Source organism: Kribbella pittospori (assembly GCF_004331465.1).
GTDB classification, from domain to species: Bacteria; Actinomycetota; Actinomycetes; order Propionibacteriales; family Kribbellaceae; genus Kribbella; species Kribbella pittospori.
Genome location: NZ_SJKB01000030.1, coordinates 18,381 through 39,859, shown reverse-complemented (window position 1 = coordinate 39,859; position 21,479 = coordinate 18,381). Strand labels below are relative to the sequence as shown.

The 21,479-nt window shown below is 69.0% G+C and carries 21 protein-coding genes; 11 read left to right on the top strand and 10 right to left on the bottom strand.

The window, feature by feature from the left end:
• From E0H73_RS43350 to E0H73_RS43340, 3 genes are read right to left on the bottom strand one after another with little or no spacing between them, the layout of a single operon-like run.
• The gene (locus E0H73_RS43350) at positions 1 to 789 is read right to left on the bottom strand and encodes an ABC transporter permease (protein WP_131366785.1); all 789 of its coding nucleotides are present in this window, start codon (positions 787 to 789) and stop codon (positions 1 to 3) included.
• Positions 786 to 1,433 carry a DedA family protein gene (locus tag E0H73_RS43345; protein WP_131366783.1) on the bottom strand — a complete coding sequence of 216 codons (648 nt, stop codon included), beginning with the start codon at positions 1,431 to 1,433 and terminating at the stop codon, positions 786 to 788. Before E0H73_RS43345 ends, E0H73_RS43350 begins: the two co-directional genes overlap by 4 nt.
• The gene (locus E0H73_RS43340) at positions 1,430 to 2,347 is read right to left on the bottom strand and encodes an ATP-binding cassette domain-containing protein (RefSeq protein ID WP_131366781.1); all 918 of its coding nucleotides are present in this window, start codon (positions 2,345 to 2,347) and stop codon (positions 1,430 to 1,432) included. Before E0H73_RS43340 ends, E0H73_RS43345 begins: the two co-directional genes overlap by 4 nt.
• A 203-nt stretch (positions 2,348 to 2,550) precedes the next feature.
• Here E0H73_RS43340 and thrS point away from each other — a divergent pair, with 203 nt between their 5' ends.
• Positions 2,551 to 4,572, top strand: coding sequence for a threonine--tRNA ligase (thrS, locus tag E0H73_RS43335; protein WP_202867887.1), 2,022 nt, complete (start codon positions 2,551 to 2,553; stop codon positions 4,570 to 4,572).
• Positions 4,569 to 5,183 (top strand): HIT family protein, encoded by a 615-nt coding sequence (locus E0H73_RS43330; protein WP_131366779.1) that lies wholly within the window; start codon positions 4,569 to 4,571, stop codon positions 5,181 to 5,183. Before thrS ends, E0H73_RS43330 begins: the two co-directional genes overlap by 4 nt.
• Before the next feature lie 9 nt (positions 5,184 to 5,192).
• Here the strand turns inward: E0H73_RS43330 and E0H73_RS43325 are convergent, their stop codons facing one another.
• Complete coding sequence (locus tag E0H73_RS43325) at positions 5,193 to 6,188, bottom strand: hypothetical protein (protein WP_238164651.1); 996 nt, start codon at positions 6,186 to 6,188, stop codon at positions 5,193 to 5,195.
• 93 nt (positions 6,189 to 6,281) lie between these two features.
• Between E0H73_RS43325 and pgsA the strand changes: the two genes are divergently transcribed.
• From pgsA to E0H73_RS43310, 3 genes are read left to right on the top strand one after another with little or no spacing between them, the layout of a single operon-like run.
• Positions 6,282 to 7,001, top strand: coding sequence for a phosphatidylinositol phosphate synthase (pgsA, locus tag E0H73_RS43320; protein WP_165556135.1), 720 nt, complete (start codon positions 6,282 to 6,284; stop codon positions 6,999 to 7,001).
• A 3-nt stretch (positions 7,002 to 7,004) separates the two neighbouring features.
• Positions 7,005 to 7,874 carry a phosphatidylinositol mannoside acyltransferase gene (locus E0H73_RS43315; RefSeq protein ID WP_131366775.1) on the top strand — a complete coding sequence of 290 codons (870 nt, stop codon included), beginning with the start codon at positions 7,005 to 7,007 and terminating at the stop codon, positions 7,872 to 7,874.
• A gap of 10 nt (positions 7,875 to 7,884) precedes the next feature.
• Complete coding sequence (locus tag E0H73_RS43310; protein ID WP_131366773.1) at positions 7,885 to 8,985, top strand: glycosyltransferase family 4 protein; 1,101 nt, start codon at positions 7,885 to 7,887, stop codon at positions 8,983 to 8,985.
• Between the two features lie 20 nt (positions 8,986 to 9,005).
• On the opposite strand, the gene E0H73_RS43305 is transcribed toward E0H73_RS43310, so the two are convergent.
• Complete coding sequence (locus tag E0H73_RS43305) at positions 9,006 to 9,404, bottom strand: type 2 periplasmic-binding domain-containing protein (protein ID WP_131366771.1); 399 nt, start codon at positions 9,402 to 9,404, stop codon at positions 9,006 to 9,008.
• Between the two features lie 107 nt (positions 9,405 to 9,511).
• Here E0H73_RS43305 and E0H73_RS43300 point away from each other — a divergent pair, with 107 nt between their 5' ends.
• A complete protein-coding gene (locus tag E0H73_RS43300) occupies positions 9,512 to 10,159 on the top strand; it encodes a winged helix-turn-helix transcriptional regulator (RefSeq protein WP_238164650.1) in 648 nt (215 codons plus the stop codon).
• On the opposite strand, the gene E0H73_RS43295 is transcribed toward E0H73_RS43300, so the two are convergent.
• The 4 genes from E0H73_RS43295 to E0H73_RS43280 form a co-directional block, all read right to left on the bottom strand.
• Positions 10,160 to 10,396 carry an anti-sigma factor family protein gene (locus E0H73_RS43295; RefSeq protein WP_131366767.1) on the bottom strand — a complete coding sequence of 79 codons (237 nt, stop codon included), beginning with the start codon at positions 10,394 to 10,396 and terminating at the stop codon, positions 10,160 to 10,162. It lies immediately after the preceding gene.
• Positions 10,393 to 11,028 carry an RNA polymerase sigma factor gene (locus tag E0H73_RS43290; RefSeq protein WP_238164649.1) on the bottom strand — a complete coding sequence of 212 codons (636 nt, stop codon included), beginning with the start codon at positions 11,026 to 11,028 and terminating at the stop codon, positions 10,393 to 10,395. Before E0H73_RS43290 ends, E0H73_RS43295 begins: the two co-directional genes overlap by 4 nt.
• Before the next feature lie 4 nt (positions 11,029 to 11,032).
• A complete protein-coding gene (locus E0H73_RS43285; protein ID WP_238164648.1) occupies positions 11,033 to 12,187 on the bottom strand; it encodes an MFS transporter in 1,155 nt (384 codons plus the stop codon).
• Positions 12,188 to 12,322: 135 nt separating this feature from the next.
• Positions 12,323 to 12,730, bottom strand: coding sequence for an HIT family protein (locus E0H73_RS43280; protein ID WP_131366764.1), 408 nt, complete (start codon positions 12,728 to 12,730; stop codon positions 12,323 to 12,325).
• A 70-nt stretch (positions 12,731 to 12,800) separates the two neighbouring features.
• Here E0H73_RS43280 and E0H73_RS43275 point away from each other — a divergent pair, with 70 nt between their 5' ends.
• From E0H73_RS43275 to E0H73_RS43265, 3 genes are read left to right on the top strand one after another with little or no spacing between them, the layout of a single operon-like run.
• Positions 12,801 to 13,250, top strand: a complete 450-nt coding sequence (locus tag E0H73_RS43275) for a hypothetical protein (protein WP_131366762.1) — start codon at positions 12,801 to 12,803, stop codon at positions 13,248 to 13,250.
• Positions 13,247 to 14,122 carry a tetratricopeptide repeat protein gene (locus tag E0H73_RS43270; RefSeq protein WP_131366760.1) on the top strand — a complete coding sequence of 292 codons (876 nt, stop codon included), beginning with the start codon at positions 13,247 to 13,249 and terminating at the stop codon, positions 14,120 to 14,122. Before E0H73_RS43275 ends, E0H73_RS43270 begins: the two co-directional genes overlap by 4 nt.
• Positions 14,119 to 15,363 carry a tetratricopeptide repeat protein gene (locus E0H73_RS43265; RefSeq protein WP_131366758.1) on the top strand — a complete coding sequence of 415 codons (1,245 nt, stop codon included), beginning with the start codon at positions 14,119 to 14,121 and terminating at the stop codon, positions 15,361 to 15,363. The genes E0H73_RS43270 and E0H73_RS43265 overlap by 4 nt, the downstream gene beginning before the upstream one ends.
• 23 nt (positions 15,364 to 15,386) lie before the next feature.
• On the opposite strand, the gene E0H73_RS43260 is transcribed toward E0H73_RS43265, so the two are convergent.
• The gene (locus tag E0H73_RS43260; RefSeq protein ID WP_131366756.1) at positions 15,387 to 17,522 is read right to left on the bottom strand and encodes an elongation factor G-like protein EF-G2; all 2,136 of its coding nucleotides are present in this window, start codon (positions 17,520 to 17,522) and stop codon (positions 15,387 to 15,389) included.
• Between the two features lie 142 nt (positions 17,523 to 17,664).
• On the opposite strand from E0H73_RS43260, the gene E0H73_RS43255 reads away from it, so the two are divergent.
• Together E0H73_RS43255 and E0H73_RS43250 are read left to right on the top strand one after the other, a co-directional pair.
• On the top strand, positions 17,665 to 19,545 hold the full coding sequence (locus E0H73_RS43255) for a DUF2207 domain-containing protein (RefSeq protein WP_131366755.1): 1,881 nt from the start codon (positions 17,665 to 17,667) through the stop codon (positions 19,543 to 19,545).
• Between the two features lie 32 nt (positions 19,546 to 19,577).
• Positions 19,578 to 21,473, top strand: a complete 1,896-nt coding sequence (locus E0H73_RS43250; protein ID WP_131366753.1) for a DUF2207 domain-containing protein — start codon at positions 19,578 to 19,580, stop codon at positions 21,471 to 21,473.
• The last annotated feature ends 6 nt before the right edge of the window (positions 21,474 to 21,479 follow it).

Sequence of the window (21,479 nt, the reverse complement as noted above, 5' to 3'; positions counted from 1 at the left end):
TCAGGCGTCGCGCTTGGTGAGAACGCGGGTGCCGACCATCAGGCCGGCGCCCGCCCACACCGCCAGGAGGAGGGCGCTCACGGTCGGGGAGAGCGGATCGGTCGTGCCGGTCAGGTAGTTCTGGCCGGCGCCGCCCGGGAGCAGGGCCGCGATCCACACGAGTGCGCGGATCGAGCTCTGGCTGAGCATGAGCGGGACGACCAGCAGCAAGAGGAAGGCCACGGTCAGCGTTCCCGCCGTACTGCGGACGACCCAGGCGATCCCGGCGGCGAACAGACCGGCTGCCGTCGCGTAGAAGGCGACGGACAGCAGGTCGACCAGCAGTGCGCTCGCGGTCCAGTCGGCCCACGAGCCCGCGGCCAGACCGCCGGTCACAGCTGAGACGCCGGCGAGCACCAGGCCGTAGGAGAACAGGACCGGTGCCAGCACGATCGCCTTCGCGAGTACGACGTTCCGCCGTACCGGAGTCCACTGCAGGGTCGAGCGGATGCTGCCGGTCGCGTACTCGGACGTGACGGTGAGCAGGGCGAAGGCGGCGACGACCACCTGCACGATCATGATGACCGAAGTGCCGAACTCACCGGCAGGCTGCGTGTGCACGACGTCGCCCGGCTCCAGGTGGGTGTTGATGTAGGCGAGGTTGAAGCCGAACTGCAGGCCTAGCAGCGTGGTCAGTACGAAGGCTGCCGCGAGATTGAACCAGCTGGACCGGACTGTCCACAGCTTGGTCCACTCCGAATGCACTGCATCCGGGAGACCGGTCCCCAGGGTGACAATCGCCGTACTCACCGCTCACCTGCTTCCACGAGTGGGGCTTCGGGCTCGACCTGAGCCCGCTTCTTCTTGAGCCGATGCCGGACGACCTCGACGATCAAGGTGACCGCGAGCGCCAGGCCGATGCCGAGGATCACGCCCTTCAGCGGGTTGTCCTCGAACGCCTTCCCGCCGATGTAGCCGACCAGGGTGCAGTACAGGCCCCAGCTGACGGCCGCGATGGCGGCGAAGGACGAGAACTTGCGCAGTGGATAGCGCACCGACCCCATCGTCAGCGTGACCGCGGTGCGCCCACCCGGCACGTACCGAGCGACCACGAGCACGAGGCCACCACGGTCTGCCAGTGCTCGCCGAGCCCACAGCACGGCCGCGTGCCGTTTGGTGCCTGGTTTCATCCGATCGAGCAGCCGGCCACCAGCTCCGCGGCCCAGCGCGTAGGACACGTGGTCGCCGACGAAGGCGCCGACTGCAGCGGCAGCGATCACGGCGTACAGGTTGGGTTCACCGTTCGCCGCAACGAACACGCCCGCCGTGACCACCAGCGTCTCGCTGGGGATGGCCGGGAAGAACCCGTCCAGCGCGGCGAAGCCCCACAGCGCGAGGTAGATCCACCACGAGGACATCAACTCCTCTGCGAAGTGAAGAATTGCATCGGTCATGACGCCACCGCTACGCCGTACTGGACGCTGTCCGCGGTCAGCTCCATGTAGGCCTCCTCGAGCGAGGCCCGCTGGGTCTGCAACTCGTGTAGCCGCACACCGAGCTCGTGCGCCAGGTCCCCGACCCGCTCCGCCGATACGCCGGTCACGATCAACCGGTCGTCCGCGGACTCCACCCGCTCTGCTTCGCCGATCAGCCGATCCCGCAGTACGGCGAGGTGCGCCCGATCGGGGACGCGTACGGCGACCGTGGTGCGCGACGACCGCGCGATCACGTCCGCGACCGGAGCGTCGGCGATCAGCCGGCCGCGCCCGATCACGACGAGCTGGTCGGCGGTCAGCTGCATCTCGCTCATCAGATGGCTGGAGACGAACACCGTCCGGCCCTCCGCCGCCAGCGAGCGCATCAGACCGCGGACCCAGCGGACGCCGTCCGGGTCGAGGCCGTTCACCGGTTCGTCGAACATCAGTACCTCGGGGTCGCCAAGCAGCGCACCGGCGATGCCGAGCCGCTGACCCATGCCGAGCGAGAACTCTCCGGAGCGCTTCCCGGTGACGGAGTCCAGGCCGACGACGGACAGGACCTCGTCGACCCGGCTGACCGGGAGACCATTGCTCCGGGCCATTGCGATCAGGTGGTTTCGCGCGGACCGCCGCGGGTGCAGCGCCTTGGCGTCGAGCAGTGCACCGACCTTGGTGAGTGGTGCCGGCCAGTCGGCGTACGGGCGGCCGTCGACGAATGCGGTGCCTTCGGTCGGTGCGTCGAGGCCGAGGATCATCCGCATCGTGGTCGACTTGCCGGCGCCGTTCGGGCCGAGAAAGCCGGTCACCCGGCCGGGGCAGACGGTCAGGTCGAGCGAGTCCACCGCGCGGGTGTCGCCGTACCTCTTGGTGAGTCCTTCGAGCGTGATCACGCTGGGGGCCCTTCTGGAACGGATTGGTGACTCGAACCTAGGAATCCGGGCACCCCTGGCACATCGGACGATGGGCGTCGGCGACCCCCTACTTTCGTCAGGTGGCCGGACCTGTGGATACGCCGTCGGGCCGCGGGTCCGGAGTCGATACCATCTTCTGCGTGACCGGCATCTCGGCCGGTCGGCAAACCCGAGGAGTGAACGTGCCGGAAGTCAAGGTCCATCTGATCGGCGTCGAGGGCGAGGCTGAGCGGAGTGTGACCGAGACGACGACGATCGGGGAGCTGTTCGCCGGAATCTTCGGCCAGGACCGCTCCGCCATCGCCGCCCGCGTCAACGGTGAGCTCCGCGACCTGTCCCGGGTGGTCGCCGACGGCGACGAGATCGAGCCGGTGAAGGCGGCGTCCGAGGACGGCCGCGCGATCATCCGGCACTCGACCGCGCACGTGCTCGCCCAGGCGGTGCAGGACCTGTTCCCGGAGGCGAAGCTGGGCATCGGCCCGCCGGTGGAGAACGGCTTCTACTACGACTTCGACGTACCCACGCCGTTCACCCCGGACGACCTGGGCAAGCTCGAGAAGAAGATGCAGCAGATCATCAAGGAGCGGCAGCGGTTCAGCCGCCGGGTGGTCTCCGACGACGACGCGCGGACCGAGCTCGCGGCTGAGCCGTACAAGCTCGAGCTGATCGGGATCAAGGGCTCCGCGGCGGACGCCGCCGAGGGCGCGAGCGTCGAGGTCGGCGGTGGCGAGCTGACGATCTACGACAACGTCCGGCGCGACGACACCGTCGCCTGGAAGGACCTGTGCCGCGGTCCGCACGTGCCCGCGACCGGCTACCTGGGCAACTTCAAGCTGATGCGGACGGCTGCGGCGTACTGGCGGGGGAGCGAGAAGAACCCGCAGCTCCAGCGCATCTACGGGACGGCGTGGGAGTCGCGCGACGAGCTGAAGGCGTACCTGAACCGGCTGGAGGAGGCCGCCAAGCGCGACCACCGCAAGCTCGGCAGCGAGCTCGACCTGTTCAGCTTCCCGGACGAGATCGGTTCGGGGCTCGCGGTGTTCCACCCCAAGGGCGGCGTACTGCGCAAGGTGATGGAGGACTACTCCCGCCAGCGCCACGTCGAGGACGGGTACGAGTTCGTCTACTCGCCGCACATCACCAAGGCGCAGCTGTTCGAGACGTCCGGCCACCTGGACTGGTACGCCGACGGCATGTACCCGCCCATGCACCTGGACGAGGAGCGCGGCGCGGACGGGCAGATCCGCAAGCAGGGCCAGGACTACTACCTGAAGCCGATGAACTGCCCGATGCACAACCTGATCTACGGCGCCCGTGGCCGGTCCTACCGGGAGCTGCCCCTGCGGCTGTTCGAGTTCGGCACGGTCTACCGGCTGGAGAAGTCCGGCGTCGTGCACGGCATGACCCGGGCCCGCGGCTTCACCCAGGACGACGCGCACATCTACTGCACCCGCGAGCAGATGCGTGACGAGCTGCGCAAGCTACTGACCTTCGTGCTCGGCCTGCTCGCCGACTACGGCCTGGACGACTTCTACCTCGAGCTCTCGACCAAGAACCCGGACAAGTTCGTCGGCTCCGACGAGGTCTGGGAGGAGGCGACCGAGACGCTGCGGGAGGTTGCCGAGGGCTCCGGTCTCGAGCTGGTCCCGGATCCGGGCGGCGCCGCGTTCTACGGCCCGAAGATCTCGGTCCAGACCAAGGACGCGATCGGCCGGACCTGGCAGATGTCGACGATCCAGCTGGACTTCAACCTGCCGGAGCGGTTCGAGCTGGAATACACCGCGCCGGACGGTTCCCGGCAGCGCCCGGTGATGATCCACCGCGCCCTGTTCGGCTCGATCGAGCGGTTCGTCGCGGTGCTGACCGAGCACTACGCCGGCGCCTTCCCGCCCTGGCTGGCCCCGGTCCAGGTGGTCGGCGTCCCGGTCACCGACGGCCACGTGGACTACCTGCACGACGTCGCCGCGCAACTGAAGGCGCAGGGGATCCGGATCGAGGTCGACTCCTCCGACGACCGGATGCAGAAGAAGATCCGCAACGCCCAGAAGTCCAAGGTCCCGTACATGCTGATCGCCGGCGACGACGACATGGCCGCCGGATCGGTGTCCTTCCGCTACCGCGACGGCACCCAGAAGAACGGCGTACCGATCGCGGACGCGGTGAGCGAGATCGTGGAGGCAGTCCAGAAGCGCGTGCAGGTATGACGGGTTCCCCCGACCAACCGTCCGCCGACGACCAGGGCGGCGTACCGGAGTCGCCGTACGCGCCGGATGAGGTGGTTGTGCAGGACGGGGTCGGGGTCCCGGATCCGTTCATGCGGTTGTGGACGCCGCACCGGATGGCCTACATCGAGGGGGAGAACAAACCCACCAGCGACAAGGCCGGCTCGGGCTGCCCGTTCTGCCGGTTGCCGGGGCTGCCGGATGCCGATGCGCTGATCGTGCACCGGGGCGAGGCGGCGTACGCGGTGCTGAATCTGTACCCGTACAACCCGGGCCATCTGATGGTGGTGCCGTACCGGCATGTCGCCGACTACACCGAGCTGACCGCGGCGGAGGTCACGGACGTCTCCGAGCTGACCCGCCAGGCGATGCAGGCGGTCCGGGCGGTGTCGGCCGCGCACGGTTTCAACATCGGTATGAACCAGGGCGAGATCGCCGGCGCCGGGATCGCCGCCCACCTGCACCAGCACGTGGTGCCGCGCTGGGCCGGCGACACCAACTTCATGCCGGCGATCGCCCACACCAAGGTCCTGCCGCAACTGCTGTCCGAAACCAGAGCCCTCCTCGCCAAGTCCTGGCCGACTGCGCCGTAGTCGCAGGGGTCAGCGCAGGAAGAGCGGCATCATCGGGTCGACGATGCCTTGCAGGGTGGCGAGAGGTACCACGCGGGGCGGGTTCGTCAGGCCGGTGACGCGGACGACGCGGCGGCCGAGGCGGAACACGAGCTCACCCTTGTCCGGGAGGTAGTAGCCGGGCTGGCCGACCGGTGCGAGCTGCGGTGGAGGCGTCCGATCCGCCTCCGGGATTGTCGGCTGGTCGAACGCCTCGACGATCGATACCGTCGCGTCGTACGTCCCCCAGATACACGTCAACGCACCACGGACCCGGTAGTCCCGCCGCAGCTGCACCTGCGCCCCGGCGAACCCCTCGGCCTGCGAGTTCGACAGCTGACACGCGGCGTCGGTCTGCCGAGCGTCCCGCAGGGACGTCGGTACGGCGTTCCGCGTCGCCAGCGCGATCGCCACGGCCTTCGCGCGGTCGATGCCATCCGCCGTACTGCGATCGATACCGCCCGCCGGCGTGATGCGGACGGCCCGGTCGCCGACGGTGAACACCATCCGGGACTCAGTGATCAGGGCGCCCGGTCCGAGTTCGGTCAGAGGATCGACCTTGCCGGCGCCGGTGATGAGCCGGTTGAGCGAGTCGGGTTGGCGGGGGAGTGCGGTGACACCAATCGTGACGACCCGGTCCTCGAGCAGCAGCGTGCACAGGTCCATGGCGGGCAGGCCGCCGTCGTTCCAGGCGTTCGGCTTCGCGGTGACCGGTACATGGAGCTGGGCAGTCAGCGTGCTGGTGATCGCAGTACACACCTGTGGTCCGGGTGCCCCCGCCGTACCGTCCAGGCCCTCGGCCTGCGGGGGAGCGATGGCGGTGGGGACGACGGCTGGAGGCTGCGTCGGCGCGGTGAGCGGACGCGAGCCGTTGGCCTTGCGTGCGACCGAGCAGCCGGAGGTCAGCAGCGCCAGAGCCAGCGCACCGGCCAGCGCACTCGCCAGCGCGCCGCGGCTGAGCCGCGCCGTCCTCCCTCGCGTCCTCACCCCGCCAGCATCGCGCGAAATCAGGTCTGCCGCAGGCGGAAAGCCGTGGCTTGTCACCGGATGGTGATCCGGCTGGACTACGATCGGCCCGCCATGCTTAACAGATTCCGGCAGTTCTGGACCAAGGTGATCACGCCGATCGCCAAACTCCTGCTCAGGCTCGGCGTGACCGCGGACATGGTCACGCTCGTGGGCACGATCGGCGTGTGCGCGGGCGCGCTGATCTTCTTCCCGCGCGGCCAGCTCTGGCTGGGCGTGGTGATCATCACCTGCTTCGTGTTCTCCGACCTGATCGACGGCTTCATGGCCCGCACCTCGGGCACGTCGTCGAAGTGGGGGTCGTACCTCGACTCCACCCTGGACCGCATCGGTGACGGCGCGATCTACGGCGGCCTGGTGATGTACTACGCCAACTCACGCGCCGGCGACTCGACGCTGATGGCCGCGGTCACGCTGTGGGCGCTGGTGATGGGTGCGGTCACGTCGTACGCGCGGGCCAAGGCCGAGAGCCTCGGCCTGAAGGCGAGCGGCGGTCTGGCCGAGCGCGCGGACCGGCTGGTGTTCACGCTGGTCCTCGCGTTCTTCTCCGACGTGTTCGACCTCCCGATCCTGCTGGAGATCGTGATCTGGTACGTCGCCGCCGCGAGCACGATCACCGTGATCCAGCGCTCGCTCGCGGTCCGCAAGCAGGTCCTCGCCGACCCGGCCAACGCCGGCCTCGGCACCCCGCCGCCGGCCACGACCGAGCCCCAGGCCACAACTGACCCCACGGTCGCCACCGAGCCCCCGGCCGAACCGGACCCGAAGAACTGAGGCATGGACGGCCTCCGTCAGCGGGCTGCCGATCTCGCGTTCGCGCTCGCCTGGGCGCTGGTCCGACGGCTCCCTGAGAAGACAGTCACCTGGCTGTTCCGCCAGGCCGCGGACCAGGTCGTACGCCGGAACGGTCGCGGCGTACGGCGGTTGCGCGGAAACCTGGCCGTGGTCCGCCCGGACGCCACACCGGCGGAGCTGGATGCGCTCACCCTGGCCGGAATGCGGTCGTACCTGCGCTACTGGCAGGAGGCGTTCCGGCTGCCCGAGTGGTCGGAGCAGGAGGTCGTCGCCCGGGTTCGTACGGTCAACGAGAAACTGCTCCGCGACGCTCACGCGGCGGGCAGGGGTGTCGTCTGCGCGCTGCCGCACCTGGCGAACTACGACCACGCCGGCGCCTGGGCAGGTCTGACCGGGATGCCGGTGTCGACCGTGGCCGAGCGGCTGAAGCCGGAGTCGCTGTTCGACCGCTTCATCGAGTACCGCAAGAAGCTCGGCATGGAGGTCCTCCCGCTGACCGGCGGTGACCAGGACGTCGTCGGGATCCTGGCCGAGCGGCTCCAGACCGGTGGTTTCGTTTGCCTGGTGGCCGATCGAGATCTGTCCGAGCGCGGCGTACCGGTGACGTTCTTCGGCCGTCCCTCGCGGATGCCGGCCGGTCCGGCCGCGCTGAGCCTGCGGACGGGAGCCCCGCTGATCCCGGCGACGCTGCACTACGACGGGCCGCAGTTGGTGATCACGTTCCACGACGCCATCGAGCCCGAGGGCGGTACCGCCGGGATGACCCAGCGCTGCGCCGACGCCTTCGCCGCCGGGATCGCCGCGCACCCCCAGGACTGGCACATGCTGCAGAGGATTTTCCTGGACGAGTGAGAATCGTTCCGTGAGGATCGGTGTGGTGTGCCCGTACTCGCTGGGCACGCCCGGCGGGGTGCAGAACCATGTCCGCGACCTCGCCGAGGCCCTGCTCGGCGTCGGCCACGAGGTGTCAGTCCTGGCGCCGGTCGACGACTCCGACGCGGTCCCGCCGTACGTCGTCTCGTCCGGCCGCGCGGTCGGAGTCCCGTACAACGGCTCCGTCGCGCGGGTCACGTTCGGCCCACGGACAGCGGCGCGCGTGAAAAGCTGGCTCACCGAGGGACAGTTCGACGTGGTCCACGTGCACGAACCGACGACTCCGAGTGCGTCGATCATCGCGCTGTGGTCGGCCGACGGCCCGTTCGTCTCCACGTTCCACACCTGGCAGGTCCGGTCCCGCGCGATGAGCGCCGCCGCCAGTCTGCTCCGGCCCGCGCTCGAGAAGATCGACGCCCGGATCGCGGTCTCCGAGAACGCCCGTTCGATGATGGTCCAGCACATCGGCGGCGAGGCGGTCGTGATCCCGAACGGTCTCTACACCGCCCGCTTCAAGGGGAGTCCCCGCGCGGAGTGGATCGGCGACAACGGCACGATCAGCTTCCTCGGCCGCCTCGACGAACCCCGCAAGGGCCTGGGCGTCCTGGTGAAGGCCGTCCCCGCGTTGATCGCGGAGCGGCCGGGCCTGAGGATCCTGGTGGCCGGGTCCGGCCAGGCGGATGAGGCACGGCGCGCTGTGCCCGGACGGTTCCGCGACAACGTGCTGTTCCTGGGCGAGATCGACGACGACGCCCGCGCCGACATGCTGGCCGGCTCGGACATCTACGTCGCGCCGCATCTGGGCGGTGAGAGCTTCGGCATCGTCCTGCTCGAGGCGATGGCGGCAGGCGCTCCCGTCCTGGCCAGCGACCTGGCCGCCTTCCGGCAGGTCCTGGACGGTGGCCGGCTGGGGGAGCTGTTCGAGCCGGGCAACGCCGGCGAGCTCGCTCAGCGGGCACTCCGGCTCCTGGGCAGTCCCGACGAGCGCGAGAAGCTTCGCTCTGCCGGGCTGAGCGCCGTACCTCGGTATGACTGGTCGGTCCTGCTGCCAGAGCTCTTGTCGGTCTACGAGCTCGTCGCCCGCCGGTAGTCCGGCGGGCGGCTCGCGGTTCAGCTGTAGGCCGCGCGCAGGTCTTCGACGCGCTGCTGGTCGTCCGCGAGGAGTTCCCCGTCGACGGCCACGACGTCGAGGGAATGCTCGTGCAGGAAGGTGATGAACCACGGCAGCCCGTAGGCCTTGGCCATCGCGGCGTTCAGCTTCTCCACCATCGTCGCCTTGACGTCGCGGTCAACTCCCTGCGGGACGTGCGCGACGAACGCGGGCCGGAACGGTTCGGAGCCGAGGACCCCGTTCTGGCTCACGCTCTCCGGCGGCCATTCGCGGATGAAGATCCGCGTGTCGTCCGGGAACGGGTAGGCCTCTTTCAGGGCGACGTACAGCTCGTGGACGAGTTCGCGCTTGGTCTCGAGGTCGGCACCGGCAGGGACGTCGAGGTAGGTAACAGGCATGGTCTTCTCCTCATCACTGGAAGGAACTTTCTTTTAGAAACTAGATGATATCTGCAAGGTATGCAAGAGGTAGTCACAAGAGAGTTGAGATGGGCTATGCTGAAACCATGACCACAACGAATCGGCGCTACGGCGATGGCTGCGCGATCGCAATCGCTCTCGACTACGTGGGGGAGAGGTGGGCGCTGCTGATCGTGCGCGAGCTCCTGCTCGGCCCGAAGCGATTCACCGACCTGCAGGCCGGACTGCCCAACGCGGGGGCCAAGGTCCTGGCCCAGCGACTGCGGGAGCTGGAGGGGGCGGACGTCGTGCGTCGTCGCACTCTGCCGCCACCGGCCGCCTCACAGGTCTATGAGCTGACCGAGTGGGGTGCTCGGTTGGAGGACGTGATCGTCGCGCTGGGGAACTGGGGAGCCCGCGCAGCGGAGAAGTCCGACGACCCGGTGAGCGCGGACTCGGCCATGATCCGGCTACGCAGCCTGTTCACCGGGCAGCCGGAGCGACCCTGGACCGCGAGCTACGAGCTGCGCCTCGGCCGCGAGCGCTTCACGACCCGGGTCGTCGACGGACAGCTCGTCGCGATGACCCGAGGCGAGTCGCACGATCGGCCCGACACCGTCATCGAGTCCGACCCGGACACGTTGGCGCGGGTTCTCGTCGAGGAGCAGGTGACCAAGGCTGTCGAGGACAGCCGCCTCACGATCACGGGCGACACCGAGGCTGCTGATCGCCTGTTCGACGCCGTCCGGAGCTGATCAGGACCGACCGGAGCGGAAGGCGTTGAGGAGCGCGCTGCGGGCGTCGCCTGGCAAGGCCTCGCCGGGCAGGTCGGTCAGGGCCTGTGAGGTCTGACGGATCTGGTCGAGGTAGCGCTCGCAGCCGTCACACAGGGCGAGGTGGTCGACGAAGTCCTGCTCCGCCTCGGGACCCAGGGTCCCTTCGAGGAACGCCGTCACGCGCTCGACGAACTCACGGCACTCGAGGTCGCTCATGACTCGTCACCTTCCCGCTGGTAGAACTCTTCCAGTCTGCCGCGCAGGAACGCCCGCGCGCGGTGCAGCAGCACTCGTTGGTTCGCCGCCGTGATCCCGAGCAGCTCGCACACTTCGTCGTACGGGCAGCCCTCGACGTCCCGCAGTACGACGACCAGGCGCTGGCGCTCGGGGAGTTCGGCCAGAGCCTGGGTCAGGTAGCCGCGGACTTCACCGGTCAGCAACCCCTGCTCCGGCGTCGGCCAGGCCGGCGGGTAGTCCCACCAATGGCCCGGGAACGGCTCGCCCGCCGGCCGGAACCGGCTCGGGTCCACGGTCGGCCCCTGGTCGTCGATGCTGCTCATCGGCACGACCTTGTGTTCGCGGGTGCCGCGTCGCTTCGCGGTGTTGGTGAGGATCCGGTAGACCCAGGTCTTCACCGAGGACCGGCCCTCGAACCGGTCGATGCCCTCGATCACCGCGAGCCAGGTCTCCTGCACGACCTCGGCGGCCGACTCCTCGGTCGACACGAACGAGCGCGCCAGCCGCAGCATCCCGCCGGACCAGCCGTCCAGGAGCAGCGCGAACGCGTCCTCGTCGCCGGTCCGCAACCGCTCGAGGAGTACGTCGTCCGACGGCAGCCCAGCCATCATCGGCTCAGCGTACGGCGACCGCATGCCGCTGCACCCAGATCAGCGCGGCACCGGCGAGTGCGACCGCACCGGTGATCATCCAGCCCGACACATAGACGCCGGCGTACTTGCTCACGGCACCGAAGACCAGCGCGAACGGCGTGAACAGCAACCACGAGACCGCGCTGATCCCGGATGCCACCCCGGTCCGGATCGTCGAAGGCACCGCGTCGTGCATCAGTTGACTGAGGTGGATGCCGATCACCACGAGCGCCAGCGTCAGGGCGACCATCGCGGCGGTCAACGCGGCCAGGCTGCGGCTTGTCGTCATGGTCAGACACGCAGCCAGCATGGCGAGTACGACGATCGCCACCGAGAGCGGTCGCTCGAGATGCAGCCGGCTCGCGAGGAGTCCGCCAACCCCGATCATCCCGACCAGCAGGGCCCAGAAAGGTCCGTAGTACCCGGCCTCAGCCTTGAGCGTGACCAGCCAGAGCGGACCGAACTCGTACATCGCCTGCAAGATCATCGCCGACATCACCGTGGCCGCCGCGATCGGCACCAACCGCCCACGGTCGGTGATCGCGCGGTAGGTGACCACGAGGTGATCCCGGAGCGAGGTTCGTTCGGTCGTCCGATGCAGCCGCGGCTCGCAGAACCGGCTCAGTGCGACGAGGTAGAGGGCTGCGAACGGCAGCGTGAGGAAGTACGTCGCTCGCGGCGACAGCGCGGCCGCGATCCAGCCGCCCGCCAACGCGCTCCCCACCAGGGCGACGCTCTCGACGAAGCGGACCCAGCCGATCCGTCGCTCGTACTCCGCGCCGTCACCGGTCTCTTCGAGGACCACGTCGTACACCACGGCCTCGACTGTCCCGGAGTACATCGCGAAGTAGATCCCGAGGATCAGCGCGGCCACGATGTAGGTGACGACATTCTGGCTGATCGCGCCGATGAACACGCTCAGCAGCAGAGCGACACCCGCCACCATCAGCACGCCCCGCCGGGACCAGCGGTCCGCGAGTACGCCGGACAGGACCTCCATCACTGGCACGAGCGCGGCGTACGCGGCTGCCATCACTCCGATCGTGGCTGCATCGAATCCGATCCCGCTCATGAACAGCTTCTCGACCGGTACCCAGAACCCCACGCCTTGCAGGAAGGTGGCGACCCACAGAGGCATCAGCCGTCTTCGTAGCAGTGCGCTCTTGGGTGCGACGCACGGAGTGGGAGGAGCGGTGGCGATGGCTTGCGTCATGACGACTCCCAGGGCTGAGGTGTTCGGTCAGCCCTGCAGTGTCGTGAGGGTGTGGAAGCGTTACACCAGCTTTGCGGCGGTGGCCTGGACCTGGTCCATGTCGCCGGGAGTCGGGTGCCAGGGCAGCTGGAGGGGGTCGTCGTCGTACCGCGGGATGACGTGGAGGTGGGTGTGGAAGACCGACTGCCAAGCGGCTTCGCCGATGCAGCTGAGCAGGTTGGCGCCATCGGCGTCGAGGCGCTCGATCACCCGGCTGACCAGCGACTGTGCGAGCAGCGTCGCCGCTGTGAGGTCCTCGGCACCGGCCTCGCGCAGATCGGTCGAGTGCGCCCGCGGTATCACCAGCAGATGCCCGGCCGTCGCCGGGTTGATGTCCATGAACGCGATCGCCCGCTCGGTCTCCGCCACCCGCGTCGCCGGAATGCTCCCGGCCACGATCCCGCAGAAAAGACAGTTCGTCTCACTCATCGCCCCAGGCTAATGCCCGCCAGAGCAGTACACTGCGCGTGCCCAGATCGATGGCCCATCGAGGAGCCTCATGCCGGACGAACTGTTGCGCCCGACCATCGGCGCCGGCGTGGACATGTCGGTGCGCCCGTGGCGGCTGATGTCGCAGACGTACGTCGCCTTCTTCGGCGGGGTGATCGCCTCGACGCTGATCGCGTTCCTGAACGCCCGCCGGCTCGGTGTCGACGCGGCCAAGCAGCGCCTGATCCTGGGCGTCGGCGCGATCGGCCTGATCGTGGTGATCGCGGCCTTCGCCGTCCTGAACACCGACGGTGACCTCGGCTCCGGAATGCGGGTCGGGATCCGGGTCGTCGCCGTGGTCTGCTGCCTGATCCAGCTCCGGATCCAGCGCCCGATGGACCGCGCGTTCCAGCTCCGCGGCACCGACTACGGCTCGCTCTGGGGCACAGGCTTCGGCGTGACGGTTGCCGGCGCGGTCGCCGAAGCCCTGATCCTGCTTCTTGTGATGGTGGTCCTGTGAGCGAACCGACCGAGGCCCGCCTGCAGATGGCCGGCCACTGGCTGCAGATCGGGCACCCCGAGCGCACCCTCGACGAACTCCAGGGCCTGTGGGGCGACGCCGCGGTCGACTTCCGGGCGTACCTCTTCCGCGGTGCTGCCCTGCACGCGCTGGACCGCAACGCCGAGGCGATCGACGTACTGAAGGACGGCCTGGCTCTGCACGGTCCGTTCCTCCCGATGCTGCAGGTGCTGGGCTCAGCGCTGCGGTGCGAAGGCCGTCTGCCGGAGGCCGAGGCCGCGTTCCTGCAAGGCCTCAGCCTCGACCCGAACGACCCTGACCTTCTGATCGGGTACGCCCGGGTGTGTCTGACCGCCGGCCAGGCGCAGAAGGCGAGCGCCCTGATCGAGCGTGCTGCGTCGTACGCGCCGGAGAGTGCCGCCGTCTCGGCCGCTCGCGCGCAGGTCGCGTTCGCCCTCGGCAACGACCGCGACATGCACCGCCACAGCACGGAGGCTCTCTCGCACGACCCGGAGGACCCCGGCGCCCGCGCCCTGCACGGTACGTCGTCGATGCTCACCGGCGACTCGCGATCCGGCTACAACTCGCTCGCCTCCGCCGCCGCGTCCCAGCCCGGCGACCCCGACCTCCGGGCCGCCGCACGCGACGCGAAGTTGATGAACCATCCGCTGATGCTGCCGCTGCGTCCGTTCCAGCGCGTCAACCCGCTGGTCGTCTGGATCGGCGCGGTCGCGATCATCTACGGCCTGCGCGCGGCCGGGCTGGCCCCGCTGTCGTTCGCCTTCGCAATGGTCTGGCTGGGGTTCTGCGTCTACTCCTGGGTGGCCCCGCCGCTGGTTCGCCGCTGGATCAACAGAAAATGGGGCTCATGACGAACGATCGGATCGCCGCTCTGCGCAAGGCGGTCGATGCCAACCCGGACGACGTACTGCTGCGGCTGGTCCTGGCCGAGTCGCTGGTGACTGCCGGCGACACCGAAGAGGCCTTGGATCAGTACGTCGTACTCCTCGATCAGCAGGGTCTGCCCGAGGACCAGTTCGTGCCGGTCGGCGAATTGGCCGCGGCCAACGGGCGGCTCGCGCTGCTGCGGAGCCTGCTCGAGGCGGCCCGTCAGCAGGGCGTGGTCGAGGGGACCGGACGCTTGCAGCAGCTCGTCGACGACATGATCGCCGAGCGCAGCGGCGTCAAGATCAAGGTCGGTCCCGAGGCCGACGTACCGTTCGAGCTGGACACTCCGAAGGAGACCACGACCTTCGACCAGGTCGGCGGGATGGAGGACATCAAGCGGGTCATCCACCGGATGGTGATCCTGCCGCTGAGCCGCCCGGAGCTGTACGAGAAGTACGGCCGGAAGTCCGGCGGCGGTGTGATGCTCTACGGTCCGCCTGGCTGCGGGAAGACGCTGCTGGCTCGGGCGACGGCGGGGGAGTGCGGTCTGCCGTTCATCAACGTCCGGATCGAGGACGTGATGGACCCGTACCTCGGGGTCTCCGAGCGCAACCTGCACGCCGCCTTCGAGCGCGCCCGGGCGAACGCGCCGTGCGTGCTGTTCCTCGACGAGCTCGATGCGCTCGCGTTCGCGCGGCACAAGCACGGTGGTTCGGAAGCACGCCGACTGGTCGACGTACTGCTGCAGGAGCTCGACGCGATCGGCTCCGAGAACGACGGCCTGCTCGTCCTCGCCGCGAGCAACGCGCCGTGGGATGTGGACGAGGCCATGCTGCGGCCGGGCCGGTTCGACCGCGTCATCTTCGTCCCGCCGCCGGACGAGCCCGCGCGTGCCGACATCCTGTCCGTGCTGGTGAAGGACGTACCGGCGGACGGACTGGACCTGAAGGCGCTCGCCGCGCAGACACCGATGTTCAGCGGCGCGGACCTACGCGCTCTGATCGAGCGAGGCGTCGACAGGGTCATCGACGAGGCGCTCTCGAGTGGTGGAGAGCCGCCGCTGGCCATGCACCATCTCGCCGACGTCCTGCCCACGGTCAAGCCGTCGACGCTCGACTGGCTGCACCGCGTCCGGTCGTACATCGAGTTCGCCAACCAGAGCGAGCGGTACGACGACGTCGCGGCGTACCTGAAGTCGCGGGATGTCCGGCGCCGCCTCAGCTGACGGCGGCACCGGACAGTGATCCGTCAGGCAGAGGACTTCATCTTCGCTGCGGCACCTTCTGGCATCGGGTCGTAGCGGGAGAACTCCCGGCTGAACGACGCGGAGCCGTGGGACAGCGAACGGAGATCGATCGCGTAGCGGGTGATCTCGACCTGCGGCACCTCGGCCTTCACCAGGGTCCGGTCGTCGCCGACCTTGTCGGTCCCCAGCAGCCGCCCGCGCCGCCCGGACAGGTCGCTCATCACCGCGCCGACCAGGTCGTCCGGCACCAGCACCGAGACGAGATCCACCGGCTCGAGCAGACTGACCTTCGTCGCGGCCGCGGCCTCGCGCAGGGCGAGCCCACCGGCCATCTGGAACGCCATGTCCGACGAGTCGACGCTGTGGGCCTTGCCGTCCAGCAGCGTGACCCGGATGCCGACCATCGGATACCCGGCGGAGACACCCTTCTCCATCTGGGCCCGGACGCCCTTCTCGACGCTCGGGATGAACTGCCGCGGCACCGCGCCGCCGACCACCTTGTCGACGAACTCGAAGTCCGAACCCTCCGGCAGCGGCTCGACCTCGATGTCGCAGACGGCGTACTGGCCGTGGCCGCCGGACTGCTTCACATGCCGGCCGTGACCCTTCGCCTTCCCGCCGAACGTCTCCCGCAGCGGCACCCGCAACTCCACGGTGTCCACGGTCACGCCGTACCGGTTGGCCAGGGCATCGAGTACGACGTCGGAGTGGGCCTCGCCCATGCACCACAGCACGATCTGGTGCGTCTCCGGGTTCTGCTCGATCCGCAGGGTCGGATCCTCGGCCGCCAGCCTCTGCAGGCCGACGCTGAGCTTGTCCTCGTCGGTCTTGGCATGCGCCTGTACGGCGATCGGCAGCAGCGGTTCCGGCATGTTCCACGGCTTCAGCAGCAGCGGATCGGACTTGTCGGACAGCGTGTCACCGGTCTCGGCCCGGGTCAGCCGGCCGATCGCGCACAGATCACCGGCGACCACCTGAGCCGCCGGGCGCTGCACCTTGCCGAGCGGGAACGACAGCGTGCCGATCCGCTCGTCCTCGTCGTGGTCGGCGTGCGAGTTCTGCGCACCGAAGAACGACGTGAAATGGCCCGACACGTGAACCGTCGCGTCGGGCCTGATGGTGCCGGAGAACACCCGGACCAGGCTGACCCTGCCGACGTACGGGTCCGACGTCGTCTTCACCACCTCTGCGAGCAGCGGACCGCCCGGATCGCAGGTGAGGCCCTTGCGCGCCACGCCGTGCGGCGAGAACACCTCGGGCAGGGCGTGCTCGAGTGGCGACGGGAAACCGCTGGTCGCGACCTCGAGCAGCTCGTGGGTGCCGACGCCGGAGGCGCTGCAGACCGGGATGACCGGGAAGAACGACCCGCGCTCGACGGCGTGCTCGAGGTCGTCGATCAGCACCTTCTGATCGATCTCCTCGCCTTCGAGGTAGCGGTCCATCAGCGACTCGTCCTCGGACTCCTCGATGATCCCCTCGATCAGCGTGCCGCGGAGCTCCTCGATCTGGTCGTCGTACGACGAGTCGGGCGTGGACGTCGACCGCTTGCCGCCGGAGTAGTCGTAGTACGTCTGGGACAGCAGCCCGATCAGCCCGTCACCAGCCGGCAGGTAGAGCGGCAGCACCTTGTCGCCGAACGCCGCCTGTGCGGCCGCCAGCGCGTTCTGGTAGTTCGCCCGGGCGTGGTCGAGCTTGGTGATGACGACGGCGCGGGGCATTCCGACCTGGGCGCACTCCTGCCAGACCGTCTTGGTCGGCTCGTCGACGCCCTCGCTCGCCGAGATCACGAACAGTGCACAGTCCGCCGCCCGCAGGCCGGCCCGCAGCTCACCGATGAAGTCGGCGTACCCGGGGGTGTCGATCAGGTTCACCTTGGTGCCGTCGTGCGGCAGCGAGGCGAGCGACAGGCCCACCGAACGCTGCTGCCTGATCTCGGCGTCGTCGAAGTCGCACACCGTGGATCCGTCCAGGACGGTGCCGGGTCTGTTCAGGACTCCGGAGGCCACCAGCAGGGCCTCGACGAGGGTGGTCTTGCCGGACCCGGACGGGCCGACCAGCACCACGTTGCGGATGGCGTCCGGGCTGTCCACAGCGGGCGCGGCTCCGGTGCCTTGGGAAGTGTTCGTCTTGTCTGCCATGACGTTCCTCCTGGTTCACCCACGATTCCCCCAACGGCCCCTTCGCACAAGAGCCATCACGTGCCGGATTCGCCTGAGCCGTCAGCCGCCCGGCCGGGCCACCTCGCCCCGGCGGACCCTCACGCTCGGTAGGGTCGCGGCCATGCGTAGGGCACTCGGGGTCATCATCAGCACGCTCGTCGCCGGTCTGGCAGTCGGCGGTTTCGCACTGCCCGCCGCGGCGGCGACGGGTGACGAGATCAAGAACTTCACGATCGACTACAACGTCACCGCCGACGGCGTGCTGCAGGTCAAGGAGACGATCGCCTACAGCTTCGGCGACACCGGCCGGCACGGCATCTTCCGCGACCTGGTGACCCGCGAGCCGTACGTCGACGACGACTCGAAGGACCAGAAGTACGAGGTCTCGAACATCACCGTCGACAGCCCGTCCGGTGCGCCCGACGAGTTCACCACGGAGACGTTCAAGTACAACGACGATCGCGACGAGAGTCTGCGGATCCAGATCGGCTCCGCGAACGAGACCATCTCGGGGTACGACGCGACGTACGTGATCACGTACGACGTCCGCGGGGCGCTCCGGCACTTCGACGACCACAGCGAGCTGTACTGGGATGCGACCGGCGACGGTTGGGACGCGGTGATCGACCAGGCCGACGTCAGCGTGAGCGTGCCGGAAGGTGTGCAGAAGACGCAGTGCTTCCAAGGCCCGTACGGCTCGACCGACGAATGTACGAGCAGCGTCAGTGGCGACAAGGGCATCTTCAGCGCCAGCCGGCTGGCTCGCAGCGACCAGATGACGATCGTCGCCGGCATCAAGGCCGGCGTGGTCAGCAACGACGCTCCGATCGTCGTCGACGCGCCCAGCTGGATGGAACGCAACGGCGTGAGCCTGCCGGCGCTGATCGGCTCCGGCGTCGTCACTCTCGCCGCGATCGCCGGCGCGTGGCTGTACTCGCAGCGCGGCAACAAGGACCAGCGGTACGCCGGGATGCCACCCGGCACCTTCCCGCCGGACGGTGTCGCTGCCGAGCCGGTGAAGGACGACCTGGCCGAGGACCAGATCCCGGTCGCGTTCGCGCCGCCGAGGATCCCGGTGGCCGAAGGTGGTCTGCTGATCGACGCGAAGGCGACCACGACCGAGACGGCCGCGACGCTGATCGACATGGCGGTGCGCGGCGGCGTACGGATCGAGAACACCGGCAACGATCAGAAGGCGGTGCTGCTGAACCCGGCAGTCGCGACCGCGCCGCACGAGCAGGCGCTGATGTCCGGTCTGTTCCCGACACTGCAGCCGGGGTCGGAGGTGCTGCTGCGCCGGGGTGCAGTGGGCGACCACACGATGCGGCGGGCGCACGACGCGATGATCGCGGCGCTGCGGGCGCAGGTGAAGGAGCGTGCGTGGTACCTGCGGATGCCGCGCGCCGGCGGCGGCTCGGTGTTCAAGAGCGGTACCGGGTGCGCGTGCATGGCGATGATCGGGTTCTGGGTGGTCGGTGCCGGCCTGGCCGGCACAGCCACCGCGGCGTTCACCGGCGGGCTCGGTCGTGCGGTGGTGATCGCGATCCCGGTGATCGCGGTGATCGTTGCCATCGGCCTCTGGATCGCGATCCGCGGGCGTGGGCAGCGCAATCCGGCCGGGCGGGCGGTCACGGATCAGCTGATCGGGTTCCGGAAGTACCTGGCGACAGCGGAGGCGGAGCAGCTCCGGTTCGAGGAGGGTGAGGACATCTTCTCGAAGTACCTGCCCTGGGCGATCGCGTTCGACCTGGCCGATCGATGGCAGAAGGTTTGCGAGCGGCTGGTCGCCGCGGGCCGGTTGACGCCTGACCCGTACTGGTACAGCGGACCGTCGTACTACACCTCGGGATGGACGGCGGGGGCTGTCAGCTCGACCGTCGCGCACACCTTCGACCCGCCGCCGGCTCCGGCCAGCAGCGGGGGAGGCGGCGGCAGCTCCTCCGGCTTCAGCGGCGGCTCGTCCGGCGGCGGTGGTGGCGGTGGGGGCGGCGGTAGCTGGTAGTCGCGGCCCTTACGCTCGGTAGTCTCGCGGGCATGCGTCGGGCACTCGGGATCCTGTTCAGCACGCTCGTCGCGACCCTGGCGTTGGCCGGCTTCGCGATCCCGGCGTCGGCCGAGGTCGGCGACCGGGTGACGCGGATGGCGATCGACTACACCGTCACCGCGGACGGCGTACTGCAGGTCACCGAGACGATCGACTACCACTTCATCGGCACGGATCGGCACGGCATCTATCGCGACCTGGTGATCCGCGAGCCGTTCGCCGACGACAAGAGCAAGGACCAGAGGTACGACGTCTCGAACATCAAGGTGTCGTCACCGACGGCGCCGGACTCGTTCGAGACCTCCACGATCGAGAAGAACGGCCGCCGCGACCGGGTCCTGCGGATCAAGATCGGCTCCTCGAGCGAGACGGTGCCCGGGCGGGACGCGACGTACACGATCAGCTACGAGGTCCGTGGTGCGCTCCGGCACTTCGAGGACCACGGCGAGTTGTTCTGGGATGCCACCGGGTCTGCTTGGGACGCAACTCTGGACCGGGTGGACGTCAGCGTGACGGTGCCGCAGGGGGTGCAGCGGGTCAGCTGCTTCGTCGGGCCGGCCGGCTCGACGGACAGCTGTGAGTCGAAGAGCATCCGCGCTGGGACGGCTGTGTTCGGTCAAGAGGTCGACATCGTTCGTGGTGAGCAGCTGACGATCGTCGCCGCGATCAAAGCCGGTGCCGTGCGCAACGACACTCCGATCGTGGTCGACCCACCGGGCCTGCTCGAGCGCTTCCGACTGAGTGTGCCCATGGTCTTGGTGGCCGGTCTGGTCAGCGTGGGACTGATCGTGGCCACGCGGCTGCACACCAAGCGGGGCGGCCGGGACCGGCGGTACGCCGGGATGCCGCCGGGGACCGTACCGCTGGACGGGCTCGCCGTACAGACGGAGAAGGACAGGCTGGCCGAGGAGCAGCTTCCGGTCGCGTTCTCGCCGCCGCGGATCTCGGCCGCTGAAGGTGGATTGCTGGTCGATGCGAAGGCGGATACGGCGGAGATCGCGGCGACGCTGATCGATCTCGCGGTCCGTGGTGCGATCCGGATCGAGAACTCCGACGACGAACGGACGGCCGTCCTGGTCGATGCGGACGTGGCTACCGCGCCGCACGAGCGCGCGCTGTTGAGGGGCTTGTTCCCGGGGCACCAGGCGGGAGCGGTGGCGCGGCTGGAGAGGCCGGCGGTTGGTGATCACTCGATGGTGCGGGCGGCGGAGAGCACGGTCGATGCGCTGCGGGAGCAGGTCGAAGAGCGGAAGTGGTACGTCCGGATGCCGCGCAGGTCGCGGGTCGTGCCGTCCTCGGGCGATTGGGGGACGGCGCTCGGCTGTCTGGTGTTCCTCGCCGTTCTGACCTGCCTGGTGGGGCTGATCATCTGGATCGTCAAGTTCGGCGCACCGAGCTGGCTGGGTCCGGCGGTCGTCGTCGCGGTGCCGGTGCTCCTGCTGATCAACCTGGCGATCGACTGGTTCAGGAAGCGCCGCGAAGGCCGGCGGACGGCGACCGGTCGGGCGATCACGGACCAGGTGATCGGATTCCGCAAGTACCTCGCGACCGCGGAAGCGGACCAGCTCCGCTTCGAGAACGGCGAGGACATCTTCAGCAAGTACTTGCCCTGGGCCATCGTCTTCGACCTCGCCGGCCACTGGCAAAAGCTCTGCCACCAACTGGTGGACGCAGGCCGCCTGACCTCCGACCCCACCTGGTACACCGGCCCGTCCTACTACACCTCACCCTGGACCGCCGCCAACGTAACCACCACAGTAACCACCACCTTCAGCCCACCCCCCAGCCCCTCAACCGGAGGAGGCCTCTCCTCCGGCTTCAGCAGCAGCAGCTCATCTTCCTCCTCGGGCGGCGGCGGAGGAGGCGGAGGCGGCGGCAGCTGGTAACCCAAC